This window comes from Geodermatophilus sp. DSM 44513 (genome assembly GCF_032460525.1).
Lineage (GTDB): Bacteria > Actinomycetota > Actinomycetes > Mycobacteriales > Geodermatophilaceae > Geodermatophilus.
Map to the genome: position 1 here is coordinate 3,391,709 of NZ_CP135963.1, position 15,972 is coordinate 3,407,680.

The 15,972-nt window shown below is 74.6% G+C and carries 9 protein-coding genes; 4 read left to right on the plus strand and 5 right to left on the minus strand.

Going from position 1 to position 15,972, the window contains the following annotated elements:
* Positions 1–17 precede the first annotated feature (17 nt).
* The 3 genes from RTG05_RS16435 to RTG05_RS16445 all read right to left on the minus strand — a co-directional run bounded on the left by RTG05_RS16435 (position 18) and on the right by RTG05_RS16445 (position 4,410).
* Entirely contained in the window at positions 18–1,643 is a 1,626-nt protein-coding gene (locus RTG05_RS16435; RefSeq protein ID WP_166526007.1) for a glycosyltransferase family 39 protein, read from the minus strand.
* Positions 1,644–1,758: 115 nt separating this feature from the next.
* Positions 1,759–3,444, minus strand: coding sequence for a hypothetical protein (locus RTG05_RS16440; protein ID WP_315911961.1), 1,686 nt, complete (start codon positions 3,442–3,444; stop codon positions 1,759–1,761).
* A gap of 174 nt (positions 3,445–3,618) precedes the next feature.
* Positions 3,619–4,410 (minus strand): ABC transporter ATP-binding protein, encoded by a 792-nt coding sequence (locus RTG05_RS16445; RefSeq protein WP_166526009.1) that lies wholly within the window; start codon positions 4,408–4,410, stop codon positions 3,619–3,621.
* Between the two features lie 77 nt (positions 4,411–4,487).
* On the opposite strand from RTG05_RS16445, the gene glgX reads away from it, so the two are divergent.
* Entirely contained in the window at positions 4,488–6,620 is a 2,133-nt protein-coding gene (gene glgX / locus RTG05_RS16450; RefSeq protein ID WP_166526010.1) for a glycogen debranching protein GlgX, read from the plus strand.
* 135 nt (positions 6,621–6,755) lie between these two features.
* On the opposite strand, the gene RTG05_RS16455 is transcribed toward glgX, so the two are convergent.
* Both RTG05_RS16455 and glgP read right to left on the minus strand, forming a co-directional pair.
* On the minus strand, positions 6,756–7,733 hold the full coding sequence (locus tag RTG05_RS16455; RefSeq protein WP_166526011.1) for an FHA domain-containing protein: 978 nt from the start codon (positions 7,731–7,733) through the stop codon (positions 6,756–6,758).
* A gap of 150 nt (positions 7,734–7,883) precedes the next feature.
* Positions 7,884–10,433: an alpha-glucan family phosphorylase gene (gene glgP / locus RTG05_RS16460; protein WP_166526012.1), complete on the minus strand. Its 2,550-nt coding sequence runs from the start codon at positions 10,431–10,433 to the stop codon at positions 7,884–7,886.
* Between the two features lie 179 nt (positions 10,434–10,612).
* On the opposite strand from glgP, the gene RTG05_RS16465 reads away from it, so the two are divergent.
* The 3 genes from RTG05_RS16465 to RTG05_RS16475 all read left to right on the plus strand — a co-directional run bounded on the left by RTG05_RS16465 (position 10,613) and on the right by RTG05_RS16475 (position 15,949).
* Positions 10,613–12,646, plus strand: coding sequence for an alpha-1,4-glucan--maltose-1-phosphate maltosyltransferase (locus RTG05_RS16465; RefSeq protein WP_166526013.1), 2,034 nt, complete (start codon positions 10,613–10,615; stop codon positions 12,644–12,646).
* Positions 12,647–12,743: 97 nt separating this feature from the next.
* Positions 12,744–14,576, plus strand: a complete 1,833-nt coding sequence (gene treS, locus RTG05_RS16470; RefSeq protein ID WP_166526014.1) for a maltose alpha-D-glucosyltransferase — start codon at positions 12,744–12,746, stop codon at positions 14,574–14,576.
* A complete protein-coding gene (locus RTG05_RS16475) occupies positions 14,573–15,949 on the plus strand; it encodes a maltokinase N-terminal cap-like domain-containing protein (protein WP_166526015.1) in 1,377 nt (458 codons plus the stop codon). The genes treS and RTG05_RS16475 overlap by 4 nt, the downstream gene beginning before the upstream one ends.
* Positions 15,950–15,972 lie beyond the last annotated feature (23 nt).

Sequence of the window (15,972 nt, forward strand, 5' to 3'; positions counted from 1 at the left end):
GACGTCGTCGCCGCACCCTAGTCAGCGACCGGCGCCAGGTACTCCAGCCGGTGGTTCTCCTCCGGGCGCGGATCGGGGGTCACGACCGGTTCGGCCTCGCCACGGGCGCGCTCCAGCGCGTCGACCAGGCCGTCGCAGCGCTGGCCGGACGGCACCCGGTAGCCCGGCCCGGTGACCACCCAGACACCCGAGGAGTCCCCGGCCCGCTGCAGCACGTCGGCCGCGACGGCCGCCGACGACATGCTGGTCACCCGCTCCGCGTAGTCGGTCCAGTCGACCCGGTCGGCCGGGCGCAGGTCGGGGTAGACGACCAGGTCCAGCCGCTGCTCCGGCGGCACCAGCCGGGTCACCCCGGGCCCGAGCTGGTCGGGGCAGAAGACGACGACGTCCCCGGGGGCGGCGTCCTCGAGGGCCTGGGCCACCTCGCCGGCCTGGGTGCGCGCGTCGGTCAGCCCGGGCAGCGCGCTGGCCAGCCCGAGGCCGGCGACCAGGAGGAGCCCGGTGGCGCGCAGCGCGACGCCCGGCAGCGCGGCCACGCCCAGGGCGACCAGGGTCAGGAAGGCCAGCACGGCGACGCTGGTGTAGCGGTCGGCGACGGCGGTGCCGGTCAGCGCGCTCACCGCGCCGGCCACCAGGAGGGTGCCCAGCGACAGCGCGAGGAGCACCGCGCGGGAGGGGCGGGGGGGCAGCGCCAGGAGCACCGTGCGGGCGCCGGGACGGCGAGTGGTGGGGGCGGCGAGCAGGCCGACGGTCGCCAGCAGCAGCAGCGCCGTCCCGAGCACGTGGTCGCGGACCTGCGACCCGCCGCGCCAGGCCTCCAGCGCCATCGGCAGCACGGCGAACGCCGGCGGCGCGGCCCACGGCGTCCCGGTGTGCGCCAGCTGCACGAACAGCGACAGCAGCCAGGGGCTGAACAGCAGCCCGCCGACCGCGAGCGCGGCGAGGACGCGCAGCGCGACCGCGCGGCGGGAGCGCAGCGCCGCCAGCGCGAGCAGGCCGGTGACCGCGACGACGTGGAAGGCCCACACGTGGGTGAGCAGCAGCGCGCCGGTGACCACGCCGAGGCCGAGCACCGGCCCGGGGCCGGGCCGGCGCAGCACCGCCGCGCCGGCCGCGGCGCCGAGGACGGTGAGCAGCACCAGCAGCGCGTACATGCGCGTCTCGCTGGAGTAGCGGATCAGGAACGGCGAGGTGGCCAGCAGCACGACGAGCGCGACGGCGGTGCGGCGGCCGGCCAGCCGGCGGGCCACGTACCAGGCCAGCGGCAGGGTGAGCACGCCGATGACGGCCGACAGGGCGCGCACCGCGGTGGCACTGGTGCCGAACAGCGACGTCCAGCCGTGCAGCAGCAGGTAGTACAGCGGGGGTGAGCCGTCCTGCTCCAGGGCGGTGACCAGTTCGGGCAGCGGCAGCCGGGCGATGGCGACGCTCTGCGCCTCGTCCAGCCACAGCTCGGGGGGCGCCACGAAGCGGGCGAGCACGCCGACGGCGACGCACCCGGCGAGGACGGTGGCCAGCACGGCCAGCGGCCAGGGCTGCCCGGAGCGTTCGCCCAGCCGGGTCCACAGGCCGGGGCGGCGGTCGGGTCGGGCGGGGGCCGGGCGGACCCGGGTGGCCTGCGCGCCCTCGGTGCCAGCGGTCACGCGTGCGGACGGCGGGCCGGGCGCGCGGCGGTGGAGCCGGGTCCCGGCTGTGGACTGGGCACGCATCCTCCGCTGGCTCTGCCCGGTGACCCGGGTCCTGGGCCCGGCCGGTGGCTCAGCCGGGCGTCGGCGTCCCCTCCGTTGTACCTGGACCGATCGGTCCGCTCCGGGGGGCGGCCGCGCTGCCGCTGCGGGCAGTCTCACCCGACCCCCGCTCGGCGCGCCACAGGACGGCCAGCCCGGACGGCGAGGTCGCCACCGCAGAGTAGTGGGCCGCCAGCTCCTCGGTGACGGCTCGCGCTCCCTGGGTGCGACGGACGTCGGCGTCGGCCCGCGCCAGCCCGAGCACGACGACGGCGTCGAGCTCGCCGCGCACCGCGGGCAGGTCGACCGCCGGGGGGATCTGCTCGAGCCCGCGCACGTCGGGGTCGGCGTCCAGCCGCTGCCGCAGGGACGGCGCCCCGGTGAAGCGCACCTGGAAGTAGTCGTACACCGCCTCGTAGTGCCCGAGGTCGACCCCGCCGGCGCGGACCGCCAAGCGGCTGGACTCGTGGCGCAGCGGGTCCGGCGACCCCCTCCCGGGCCAGACGACCGAGCGGTCGTACTGCAGGACGGCGACGGTGGACCCGGCCGGGACGTGCTCGGCCAGGGCCAGCAGCTCGCCGACCTCCCCGGCCGCGGCCGCCTGCGCCGGCAGCCGCGCCAGCGCCGCCGCGGAGGCCGCGGTGACCAGCAGCACGGTCGCGGCCGCGGCGACGCGCGGGCCAGGGGCGCGGGTGGCCGCCCACAGCACGAGCAGCAGCGGGGGGAACCAGGCCAGCCGGTCGGGCAGGAAGCCGAAGTCCTCGCTCAGCCGGCCGGGGGTCAGCCAGTGCACCCCGGTGACCCCGACCAGCAGCAGCCCCAGGGCGACCCGCTCGGCGCGCCGGCCTGGACCGCCGGGTCGGGCCCGCCGCAGCGCCGCGGCGGCGAGCACGGCGAGCAGCACCACGGTGACCTGCGCCGCGGGGCGCTCCTCCCCCCAGCCGGTGACGTAGGGCCGCAGCCCGGTCAGCAGCTCGAGCACCCGCTCGGCCCGCGGTCGCACGTCGGCGTCGGCCGGCGGCCCCTCCCCCGAGGCCAGGTACCCGGCGGTCAGCGCCGCCGACGGCGCGACGGCGAGCAGCACCGGCACGGCGTGCCGGCGGGCGGCGGGCAGCCTCCCGGCCGCACGGGCCGCGACGGCGGTGCGGACGGCGGCCAGCACCAGCGCGCTGCCCGCGGCGAAGACCCACGGCAGCAGGTGCGCGCTCCAGGTGAGCAGGAGCAGGCCGGCCAGCCCCGCGGCCGCACCCACCCGCCAGCCGTCCGGCCGGCGCAGCACCACCGCCAGCACCAGCAGCGCCCCGATGACCCCGAGCACGAAGTTGTAGAAGCCGTAGGCGACCAGGTGGCTGCCGGTGAGCGGCAGGGCGGCCGCGGCCAGCCACCAGGCCCGCCGGTCGACCGCGCGGACCGCGGCGGCCAGCGCGCCGACCAGGCCGAGGACGAGGCCGGCGACCAGCAGCTTCTCCGCGCCGTCCGGCCCGGCCAGGGGCAGCAGCGCGGTCAGCAGCAGCGTGGCCAGCATGTTGGGCACCGGCGTCAGGTCGGTGCGGTAGTGCTCGCGCAGCACCGCGCCGGTGGCGTCGTCGTCCCCGCCACGCAGCAGGACCCAGGCGCTCGCCACGTGCGCCGGGCCGTCCTGGCTGAGCACGGTGGGGAAGAGCACCAGCGGCAGCAGCGCGACCACCACCCCGACGCCCAGGGCGCCGCCGGCCACGACAGCCGACACCCCGGGACGGCCCGGACGGTCTGCACGGCTCGCACAGCCAGGGGTGGCCCCCCTGCAGGGACCCGTCGCGAGCTTCGGACGGCCCCCCTGCAGGGTCCCGCCGCGAGCCTGCGAGTGGCGGGGGGCAGGGGGGTCCTTCTCGGGGGGCAGGGGGGTCCTCTTTCAGGCGGCCCGGCGGGCGGTCCAGCGCCCCTCGGAGCGCTGCACCGACAGGGCCAGCCCGAAGGTCTCCGACAGGGCCTCCTGGCCGACCACCTGCTCCAGCGGCCCGGCGGCGACCACCCCGCCGCCGCGCAGCAGCAGCGCGTGGGTGTACCCGGGCGGGATCTCCTCGACGTGGTGGGTGACCAGCACCTGCGCCGGCGCCGACGGGGAGGTGGCGAGGTCGGTCAGCCGGCTGACCAGGTCCTCCCGGCCGCCGAGGTCCAGGCCGGCGCCGGGCTCGTCGAGCAGCAGCAGCTCGGGGTCGGGCATGAGCGCGCGGGCGATCTGCACCCGCTTGCGCTCACCCTCGCTCAGCGTGCCGAACGGGCGGTGCGCCATCGGGGTGACGCCCCACTGGTGCATGAGCGACGCGGCGCGGGTGAGGTCGTCGACGTCGTAGCGCTCCCGCCCGCGGCCGACCACCGCGTAGCCCGCGGACAGCACGACGTCGCCGGCCCGCTCGCCGCCCTGCAGCCGCGCGGCCAGCGCCGCGCTGGTCAGCCCGATCCGCGGGCGCAGCTCGAACACGTCGACCGCGCCGAGGGTCTCCCCCAGCAGCGTGACCTGACCGCGGGTGGGGTGCAGGTGGGCCGCGGCGAGCTGGAGCAGCGTCGTCTTGCCCGCGCCGTTGGGCCCGAGCACCACCCAGCGCTCGTCCGCCCGCACCGTCCAGTCGACGCCGCGCAGCAGGTGCGACTGCCCCCGGACGACGTCCACCCCGTGCACCTCGACGACCGGCTGGCTCGACACGCCCCCATCCAACCAACCCGCACCGCACCCGCGCCGCTGCGGCCCGGATCCCGGGCGGTGCTGACAGGATCGCTCCCGTGCGCACCGACCCCGACGACCACGACGTGTGGCCCGGGTCCCCCGCGCCCCTGGGCGCGCACTGGGACGGCACCGGGACGAACTTCGCGCTGTGGTCGGCCGGGGCGCACGCGGTGGACCTGTGCCTGTTCGACCCCGACGGCACCGAGCACCGCCACCGGCTGCGGGAGAACACCCACCAGGTCTGGCACGGCCGGCTGCCCGGCGTGGGCCCCGGCCAGCGCTACGGCTACCGGGTGCACGGCGGCTGGGACCCGGGCTCGGGGCTGCGGCACAACCCCGCCAAGCTCCTGGTGGACCCCTACGCCCGGGCGCTGGACGGCGAGCAGGCCCTGCACCCGGCGCTGTTCGGCTTCCGCTTCGAGGGCGGTGACGGGGCCGACCCGCGGGACTCCGCGCCGTACGTCCCGCGCGGCGTCGTCGTCCACGACCCCTTCCCGTGGGACGGCGACCGCCGCCCGGCCACCCCGTGGTCGGACACGGTCATCTACGAGGTGCACGTCAAGGGCGCCACCAGGTGCCACCCCGAGGTCCCGCCGGCGCTGCGCGGCACCTACGCGGGGCTGGCCCACCCGGCGTTCGTGGAGCACCTGCAGGCCCTGGGGGTGACCGCGGTCGAGCTGCTGCCGGTGCACCACTTCGTCAGCGAGCCGCACCTGTTGCGCCGCGGGCTGACCAACTACTGGGGCTACAACACGCTGGGCTTCTTCGCCCCGCACGCCGCCTACAGCTCCTCCGGCGGCGGCGGCCAGCAGGTCACCGAGTTCAAGGCGATGGTCAAGACGCTGCACGCCGCCGGCATCGAGGTCGTGCTGGACGTGGTCTACAACCACACCGCCGAGGGCGACCACACCGGCCCGACGCTGTCGTTCAAGGGCATCGACAACGGCGGCTACTACCGGCTGCGCGAGGGCGACCCCTCCCGCTACCAGGACTACACCGGCTGCGGGAACACCCTCGACGTGCGCCGTCCGCAGGTGCTGGCGCTGCTCATGGACTCGCTGCGGTACTGGGTGACCGAGATGCACGTCGACGGCTTCCGCTTCGACCTGGCCGCGGCGCTGGCCCGCTCGCTGCACGACGTCGACCGGCTGTCGGCGTTCTTCGACGTCGTCCACCAGGACCCGGTGGTCAGCCGGGTCAAGCTGATCGCCGAGCCGTGGGACGTCGGGCCCGGCGGGTACCAGGTGGGCAACTTCCCGCCGCTGTGGACGGAGTGGAACGCCAGGTACCGCGACACCGTCCGCGACGTGTGGTCCGGCTCGCACGTCGGGGTGCGCGACCTGGCCTACCGGCTCACCGGCTCCTCGGACCTCTACCGCTCCGACGGCCGCCGCCCCCTCGCCAGCGTCAACTTCGTCACCGCGCACGACGGCTTCACCCTCGCCGACCTGGTCACCTACCAGCGCAAGCGCAACGACGCCAACGGCGAGGACGGCCGGGACGGCGAGAGCCACAACCGGAACTGGAACTGCGGCGTCGAGGGCCCCACCGACGACCCGGCGGTCACCGCGCTGCGGGCCCGGCAGGTGCGCAACCACCTGGCCACGCTGCTGCTGTCCACCGGCGTGCCCATGCTCACCGCCGGCGACGAGCTCGGCCGCACCCAGCGGGGCAACAACAACGCCTACTGCCAGGACAACGAGGTCTCCTGGCTGGACTGGGCCGACGTCGACGAGGACCTGCGCGCCTTCGTCGCCCGCCTGGTGCGGTTGCGCCGGGAGTCCCCCGTGCTGCGCCAGGAGGCGTTCTTCGAGGGGCACGAGGTGGCCGGCAGCGGCGGCACCCGCGACGTGGCCTGGTTCGCCCCGGGCGGCGCGCAGCTGACCACCGGCGACTGGTTCGACAACGACCTGCAGACGGTCGGCATGTACCTCGACGGCCGCGGCATCCGGCACCGCGACCAGCGCGGGCGCCCGGTGCAGGACCACTCCTACCTCGTCCAGCTGCACGCGGGGGCCGAGCCGGTGACGGTGCACCTGCCCGGGCCGCCGTGGGCAGACGCCTACGAGTTCGTCGTGTCGACGGAGTGGCCGACCGGCGCACCCCCGCGCCCGGCCGTGGTCGCGCCCGGCCCGATCGAGCTCCCGGCCCGCTGCGTCTGGCTGCTCCGCGTCCTGCGCCGGCCATGACACCGCGGGGCCGGGCGACGACCGGGGCGACTCCCGCGCCGTTGCCACCGGTCTCACGCCGCTGCACCGGCGGGAGAGCCGGGGGAACGGCGCGGGAGTGGCGAGCGCGGTCCCCGGGACGACCGGGACGGGCTGCTAGTCCTGCGGCTGCTCGAAGGTGATGACCGTCCAGCCCAGCAGCAGCCGGTCGCCGTCGGAGAGCGGGTGGGCCACGCCGGGCTCCAGTTGGGTCCACTCGGTGGCCTCGGGGCCGGCCACGTGGGTGCCGTTGAGCGAGCCGAGGTCGACCAGGGAGACCTCGTGGCCGTTGCGCTGGATGGCGGCGTGCGCCGAGGACAGCACGTTCTGGGTGTCCGCGATCGGCACCGGCCGCGCCGAGCCGGCGGTGACCATCTCGTGGTTGTCGGGACGGCGGCCGAGCACGAGGTCCTCGTCGACGGTCACGACCAGGCCGTCGTCGAAGCGCAGCACCGGCGTCGCCTGCGCCCGGGGCTGCCAGAAGGCCGTCGCCTCGCCCTCGTCCTCCTGCTGGTGCGGAGCCGCGGCCGGAGCGCCGTACCGGGAGGAGCCGGCGCCGCCGAAGCCGGGGTCGGAGCCCGCGGAGAACGGCGAGGAGGACTGCGGGACGGCGGCGGACGACGCGTGCGCGACCGCGGCCAGCTGCAGCATCGCCCCCGAGCCGGGCACGGTGCCGGCGACCAGGTCGTAGGCCACGCCCGGCGGCATCGAGGGCACCGGCTGGCCGGGCCCGACGTAGAGCGTCTGCCCGAGCTGGAACCCGCTGGCGAGGGTGCAGCCGTCGACCGACGAGCCGGGCACCGGGACGCCGTCCACCGCCGGCTGGCCCTTGCCCGACCACAGCGCGACACCGGTGCCGGTGCCCTCGGCGGTGTCGACCAGGACCAGCGCGAAGGACGCCGCGCCGCCACCGAGGGCCGAGACCTGACCGGCGACCGCGGCGAGCACCCGCTCGGCGCCCGGGCCGGACACCCCCAGGCAGGCGTGCAGGGCGGCGACCAGGGCCGGTGAGCCGGGGGCGTCCACCCACAGCAGACCGCTCCCCCGTCGGGCGACGACGGAGTCTCCAGGCAGGACTTCACAGCGGTCGGGCATGGCGTCCAGCCTAGAGCCGACTCACCCGGCTGGGTGAGCCGCCTGCACCGCCACGCCGATCACCGCACAGCCCTGCGGGACCGCTGCGACACGCGGGGTGAGTGTGACCCGGTGCGGTGCCGGAACGGCCCCCTCGCAGGGCCCCGCGTCTCATGCCGAGGCGACGACCCCCAGCTCGGCCGGGTCGGCCAGGTGCGCCGAGTGCGGCAGCACCCGCACCGTGTACCCGAACGCACCGGTGCGCTCCAGCGGCACCGTGACGCTGAACCAGTGCCGCGACCCCTCGGTGTGCTCGTGGGCCATCGGCAGCGTGGTCACCTGGTGCAGGCCGTCGGAGTCGTCGACCCGCCCGTAGGCCGCCTGCACCAGCACGTCGGACGGCGTCAGCCCGGGCAGCTCGACCTCCGCCCGCAGCGCCAGCGTGGAGCCGATCTCCGGGGTGTCGCCGGCACCGGTGGCCTCGACGTGGGCGACGCGCACGGTGCCCCAGTGGTCGAGCAGCCGGGCCCGCCACCCGGCCTCGGTGCGCGCCGCGCCGTAGCCGCCCTCGGCCATCGCCCGCGCGGAGCCGGCCGCGGGCACGTACAGCTGCTGGACGTAGTCGCGCACCATCCGGGTGGCCAGCACCTTGGGGCCGGTCTCGCGCAGCGTGTGCCGCACCATCTCCACCCACCGGGTCGGGACGCCGTCCCGGTCGGTCTCGTAGAACCGCGGCACCACCTGGCTGGTCAGCAGGTCGTAGATCGCCCGGGCCTCGATGTCGTCGCGCCGCTCGGGGTCGGTGATGCCGTCGGCGGTGGGGATGGCCCAGCCGTTCTGGCCGTCGAACCACTCGTCCCACCAGCCGTCGCGGATGGACAGGTTCAACCCGCCGTTGAGCGCGGCCTTCATGCCCGACGTCCCGCAGGCCTCCAGCGGGCGCAGCGGGTTGTTCAGCCAGACGTCGCAGCCCCAGTACAGGTAGCGGGCCATGCCGATGTCGTAGCCGGGCAGGAAGGCGATCCGCTTCCGCAGCTGCGGGTCGTCGGCGAACTTCACCATCTGCTGGATCAGCTGCTTGCCGCCGTCGTCGGCGGGGTGGCTCTTGCCGGCGATGACCAGCTGCACCGGCCGCTCGGGGTCCAGCAGCAGCGCCCGGAGCCGCTCGGGGTCGCGCAGCATCAGGGTCAGCCGCTTGTAGGACGGCACCCGGCGGGCGAAGCCGATGGTGAGGACGTCGGGGTCGAAGGCGCCGTCGGTCCAGCCGACCTCGGACGGCGCCGCACCGCGGGACAGCGCGGTCTCCCGCAGCCGGCGGCGCACCTCCTCGACCAGCCGGCCGCGCAGCATCCGGCGGGTGCTCCACAGCTCCCCGGCGGGGATGCGGTCCACGCCGTCGAAGTGCACGTCGCCGCCGGCCTCGACCGGGTCGCCCTGGCTGCTGGCCTGGGTGCCCATCTCGACCAGCTCGCGGGCGGTCCAGGTCGGCGCGTGCACCCCGTTGGTGATCGAGCTGATCGGCACGTCGGCCTCGTCGAAGCCGGGCCACAGGTAGCTGAACATGCCGCGGCTGACGTGGCCGTGCAGCCGGCTGACGCCGTTGGCGCGCTGGCCCAGCCGCAGGCCCATGTGCGCCATGTTGAACTTCGCCGGGTCGGTCTCGGCCCCCAGCGGGATCAGGTGCTCCAGCGGCACGCCGAAGCCGGCGAAGTAGCGCTCGATCAGCGTCCGCGGGAAGCGGTCGATGCCGGCCGGCACCGGGGTGTGCGTGGTGAAGACCGTGCCGGCGCGCACCGCCTGCAGCGCCTCGGCGAAGGACAGCCCGTGGGACTCGGTGAGCTCGCGGATCCGTTCCACCCCGAGGAAGCCCGCGTGCCCCTCGTTGGCGTGGTAGACCTCCGGCGCCGGCGTCCCGGTGAGCTGGCAGTAGGCACGCAGCGCCCGGACGCCGCCGATGCCGAGCAGCATCTCCTGGCGCAGCCGGTGGTCCTCGTCGCCGCCGTAGAGGCGGTCGGTCACGCCGCGCTCGGCGGGGGCGTTCTCCTCGATGTCGCTGTCCAGCAGCAGCAGCGCCACCCGGCCGACCTGGGCTCGCCAGACGTGGGCGAACAGCGTGCGGCCCTCGGGCAGCGGGACGTTGATGACCACGGCCGTGCCGTCGGACTGGCGCAGCAGCTTCAGCGGCAGGCCCTGCGGGTCCAGCGACGGGTAGTGCTCCAGCTGCCAGCCGTCGGCCGACAGGCCCTGCTCGAAGTAGCCGGCCCGGTAGAGCAGCCCGACGCCGACCAGCGGCACACCCAGGTCGGAGGCGGCCTTGAGGTGGTCACCGGCGAGGATGCCCAGGCCGCCGGAGTACTGCGGCAGCACCTCGGTGATGCCGAACTCCGCGGAGAAGTAGGCCACCGTCGCGGGCGCCTCCGGGCCCAGCGACTGGTACCAGTGCGGCGCCGACAGGTAGTCCTCGAGGTCGTCGACGACGTCCTGCAGCCTGCGCACGAAGCGGCGGTCCCGGGCCAGGGTGGCCAGCCGGGCGGCCGACACCTCGCCGAGCACCTGCACCGGGTCGCCGTTGCAGGTGCGCCACAGCTCGGGGTCCAGCGCCTCGAACAGGTCACGGGTCTCGGCGTGCCACGACCAGCGCAGGTTGGCCACGAGCTGGGACAGCGGCATCAGCTCCTCGGGGAGCGACGCCCGGACGGTGAACCGGCGGAGAGCGCGCACGGGGCGAGACTAGCGACGCCGGTCCCGGTCGCCAGAGCGGCGCGGCCCGGTACGCGCGAGGATGCACCATGGCCAGCCGACGCCCCGGTCACCCGCCCGTCCCGCCCGTCCCGCACCGTGCCCGCCAGGCCACGGTGGCCGACGTGCTCACCCGACGCCCCCTCGATAGCGTGGCCGCGATGACTGGCCGCGCTGACCTCCGTCTCGGCATCACCGATGTCGCTCCCGTCGTGTCCTGCGGCGCGTTCTCCGCGCGCGCCGTCGTCGGCGAGCACGTGCCGATCACCGCGACGGTGTTCCGCGAGGGCCACGACGCGGTCGCCGCGAACGTGGTGTGGACCCCACCCGGCGGCGAGGGCGCGGCGCAGCCGCTGCGCCGGATGGCGCGCTTCGGCGACCAGCCCGACCGCTGGCTGACCACCGTCGTCCCCGACCGCGAGGGCCGGTGGACCTACCGGGTGGAGGCCTGGAGCGACCCGCTGGCGACCTGGCACCACGCCGTCGACGTCAAGACGGCCGCGGGGCAGGGGCCCGAGGAGCTGGCCAACGACCTCGAGGAGGGCGCCCGGCTGCTGGACCGGGTGGCCGGCGGGGCCGACGCGCAGTGGCGGGCGCAGCTCACCGAGGCCGCCGCCGCGCTGCGGGACACCGCGCTGGAGCTGCCCGCCCGCATCGCCCCGGCGATGGCGGAGGCGCTGCAGCGGTACCTGTACGAGCACCCGGTGCGCGAGCTGGTCACCGGCGGCCCGGTGTACGAGGTGTGGGTCGACCGGCCCCGCGCGCTGTTCGGCTCCTGGTACGAGTTCTTCCCCCGCTCCACCGGCCCGGTCGTCGACGGCCGGCCCACGCACGGCACGTTCGCCACGGCCGCCGAACGGCTGCCCGCGGTCGCCGACATGGGCTTCGACGTGGTCTACCTGCCGCCGGTGCACCCGATCGGCACGGTCAACCGCAAGGGCCCGAACACCCCGCAGTACCCCGGCGGCAACCCCTACGAGATCGCTCCGGAGGACCCGGGCTCCCCCTGGGCCATCGGCAGCGCCGAGGGCGGGCACGACGCCGTCCACCCGCAGCTGGGCACGATGGAGGACTTCCGCGACTTCGTCGGGCGCACCCGCGAGCTGGGCATGGAGGTGGCGCTGGACTTCGCGCTGCAGGCCGCCCCCGACCACCCGTGGGTCGCCGCGCACCCGGAGTGGTTCACCACCAAGCCCGACGGGACGATCGCCTACGCGGAGAACCCGCCGAAGAAGTACCAGGACATCTACCCGGTCAACTTCGACAACGACCCCGAGGGCTTCTACGCCGAGTGCCTGCGGGTGCTGCGGGTGTGGATGGACGCCGGGGTGCGCATCTTCCGCGTCGACAACCCGCACACCAAGCCGCTGAACTTCTGGCACTGGCTGATCTGGACGGTCAAGGAGACCGACCCCGACGTGCTCTTCCTCGCCGAGGCCTTCACCCGGCCGGCGATGATGCACCAGCTCGCGCGGATCGGGTACACGCAGTCCTACACGTACTTCACCTGGCGCACCGCGCGCGGTGAGCTGGAGGACTACGGCCGCGAGCTGGCCGCCAACTGCCACTACATGCGGCCGAACTTCTTCGTGAACACCCCGGACATCCTGCACGCGTCGCTGCAGCTCGGCGGCCCGCCGATGTTCAAGATCCGGGCGGTGCTCGCGGCGATGATGAGCCCGACGTGGGGTGTGTACTCCGGGTTCGAGCTGTTCGAGCACGTCGCCGTGCGGCCCGGCAGCGAGGAGTACCTGGACAGCGAGAAGTACCAGCTGCGTCCGCGCGACTTCGCCGCCGCCGAGGCCTCCGGGCGCAGCCTGGCGCCCTACCTGCGCCGGCTCAACGAGATCCGCCGGGCCCACCCGGCCCTGCAGCAGCTGCGCACGCTGCGGTTCCACGCCGTGGACAACCCGAACCTGATCTGCTTCTCCAAGACCGACCCCGGCTCGCAGGACGCCGTCCTCGTCGTGGTGGCCCTGGACAGCCACGACACCCAGATCGGGACGACGTCCCTGGACCTGCCCGCGCTCGGCCTGGACTGGTACGAGCGGATGACCGTGACCGACGAGCTCACCGGCGCCTCCTACGACTGGGGCCAGTACAACTACGTCGAGCTCGACCCCTTCCGGGAGCCGGCGCACGTCTTCTCCGTCACCTTCCCCCGTCCGGTGACGGTCCCCCCGCCCGTCACCTAGCCGGCCCCGTCCCGGGTCCCGCCCTGAGCTCGCGAAGGGTGGGGAGGACGGGGTCCCTCCACCACCGCTCCTGCAGAACCGAGGGCCACCCACAGCGATGACCGTTCCCGTCCCCGACCTCCCCGCCCGCCGCTCCCCCGGCACCGCGTCGGCGCTGCCCGCGCCCGGCACCGACCCCGAGTGGTACAAGCGCGCCCTGTTCTACGAGGTGCTGGTCCGCGGTTTCGCCGACAGCAACGCCGACGGCATCGGCGACCTGCGCGGCATGATCGACAAGCTGGACTACCTGCAGTGGCTGGGCGTGGACTGCCTGTGGCTGCCGCCCTTCTTCGCCTCCCCGCTGCGCGACGGCGGCTACGACGTCAGTGACTACACCGCGGTGCTGCCCGAGTTCGGCGACATCGAGGACTTCACCGAGTTCCTGGCCGCCGCCCACGCCCGCGGCATGCGCGTGATCATCGACTTCGTCATGAACCACACCTCGGACCAGCACCCCTGGTTCCAGGCCAGCCGCAGCGACCCCGAGGGCCCCTACGGCGACTTCTACGTGTGGAGCGACGACGACACCCGCTACGCCGACGCGCGGATCATCTTCGTCGACACCGAAAGCTCCAACTGGACCTTCGACCCGGTGCGCAAGCAGTACTTCTGGCACCGCTTCTTCTCCCACCAGCCCGACCTGAACTTCGAGAACCCGCGGGTGCAGGAGGCGATCGTCGACGCGCTGCGCTTCTGGCTGGACCTGGGCATCGACGGCTTCCGGCTGGACGCGGTGCCCTACCTCTTCGAGGAGGAGGGCACCAACTGCGAGAACCTGCCGCGCACCCACGAGTTCCTCAAGCACGTGCGCAAGGTGGTCGACGCCGACTACCCCGACACCGTGCTGCTGTGCGAGGCCAACCAGTGGCCGGCCGACGTCGTCGAGTACTTCGGCGAGGACGGCGACGAGTGCCAGATGGCCTTCCACTTCCCCGTCATGCCGCGGCTGTTCATGGCCGTCCGGCGCGAGCAGCGCTTCCCCATCTCGGAGATCATGGCGCAGACGCCGGCCATCCCGGACAACTGCCAGTGGGGCGTCTTCCTGCGCAACCACGACGAGCTGACCCTGGAGATGGTCACCGACGAGGAGCGCGACTACATGTGGGGGGAGTACGCGAAGGACCCCCGCATGAAGGCCAACATCGGCATCCGCCGCCGGCTGGCGCCGCTGCTGGACAACGACATGGACACCCTGGAGCTGTTCAACGCGCTGCTGCTGAGCCTGCCCGGGTCACCGGTCCTGTACTACGGCGACGAGATCGCCATGGGCGACAACATCTGGCTCGGTGACCGCGACGGCGTCCGCACCCCCATGCAGTGGACGCCGGACCGCAACGGCGGCTTCTCCACCGCCGACCCGCAGCGGATGAACCTGCCGCTCAACCAGGACCCGGTCTACGGCTACCAGGTCACCAACGTCGAGTCCCAGCTGCGCAACACCAACTCGATGCTGCACTGGTTGCGCCAGATGATCCACGTCCGCAAGCAGCACCCCACCTTCGGGCTGGGCAGCTTCGGGGAGATCGGCTCGCGCAACCCGACGGTGCTGTCCTTCGTCCGCGAGTTCGGCGACGACGTGGTGCTGTGCGTCAACAACCTGTCCCGCTTCCCTCAGCCGGTGGAGCTGGACCTGCGCCGCTTCGAGGGCTACACCCCGGTCGAGCTGACCGGCCGGGTGGACTTCCCGCAGATCGGCGTGCTGCCCTACATGCTCACGCTCTCCGGCCACGGCTTCTACTGGTTCGAGCTGGCCAAGCCGGCCGCGCCGGTGGAGGAGCCGGCCGCGACCGACGACACCGCCGTCGCCGAGTCCCTGCTGGCCGCCGGCCTCGTCGGCACCGGTGAGGAACCGCCCGCCGGCGACACCACCGACACGGGGGGACCCCGATGACCGCGCTGACCGGACTGTTCCGGGACTGGATCCCCTCCCAACGCTGGTTCGGCGGCAAGGGCCGGGAGTGGGCCGGCGTGGACGAGGAGAGCTTCTTCCTCGACCGCTCCCACCCGGTCCTGTCCATCCACCGGGTGACGGTCACGTACGCCGACGGCGGCACCGACACCTACCTGGTGCCGCTGTCGTGGCGCGACCACCCCGTCGACGAGCTGGCCGCGGCACTGATCGGGACGGTGCCGCACGAGAACGGCGAGAACTACGCCTACGACGCCATGCGCGACCGGGAGGCGACCGCCACCTGGCTCACCCACCTCGCCGAGGGGGCGTCGGTGGGCCCGATGCGCTTCGTCCCCGGCGAGAGCGCGCAGATCCCGGTCGGGCTGCCCGGCGACATCGTCTCCACCGAGCAGAGCAACACCTCGCTGGTCTACGGGCAGGAGGCGATCCTCAAGCTGTTCCGCCGGCTCGAGCCCGGCCTCAACCCCGACGTCGAGGTGCACGACGCGCTGCGCCGGACCGACAACCCGCACATCGCGCCGCTGCTCGGGCACGCCGAGATCGACCACGACCGGGACGCCGACACCCCGCCGGCGACGGTCCTCATGCTGCAGCGGTTCGTGCCCAACGCCAGTGACGGGTGGCGGCTGGCGACCGCGAGCGTGCGCGACCTGTACGCCGAGGGGGACCTGCACGCCGACGAGGTCGGTGGGGACTTCGCCGCCGACAGCGAGCGACTGGGGGCCGCGACGGCCTCCGTGCACGCCGACATGGCCGCGGTGCTGCCCACCGAGGACGCCGGCCCCGAGTGGTTCGCCACGGTCGCCCGGCAGATGACCGAACGGCTCGAGGCCGCCGTCGAGGTGGTGCCGCAGCTGGCCGAGCACGCCGACGGCCTGCGCGCGGTGTACGCCGCGGTGGTCGGCAGCGGCGAGCGCGTCGTCCGCCAGCGGGTGCACGGCGACCTGCACCTGGGCCAGGTGCTGCGCACCACCACCGGGTGGATCGTGCTGGACTTCGAGGGCGAGCCGGCCCGTCCGCTGGCCGACCGCCGCGAGCTGGACAGTCCGCTGCGCGACGTCGCCGGGGTGCTGCGCAGCTTCGACTACGCCGCCCGGCACATGCTGGTCGAGCAGCCGGGTGATCCCCAGCGCGCATACCGCGCGCAGGAGTGGGCAGAGCGCAACCGCAGCGCCTTCTGCGCGGGCTACGCGGCCGCGAGCGGGACGGACTCCTGCGGCGACAGCCCGTTGCTGCGGGCGTTCGAGGCGGACAAGGCCGTCTACGAGTGCGTCTACGAGGCGCGCAACCGCCCGCACTGGCTGATGATCCCGCTGCAGTCGCTGTCCCGGCTCACCGCCGCGGGCCAGTGAGCGCGCGGCACGACCACCGATCC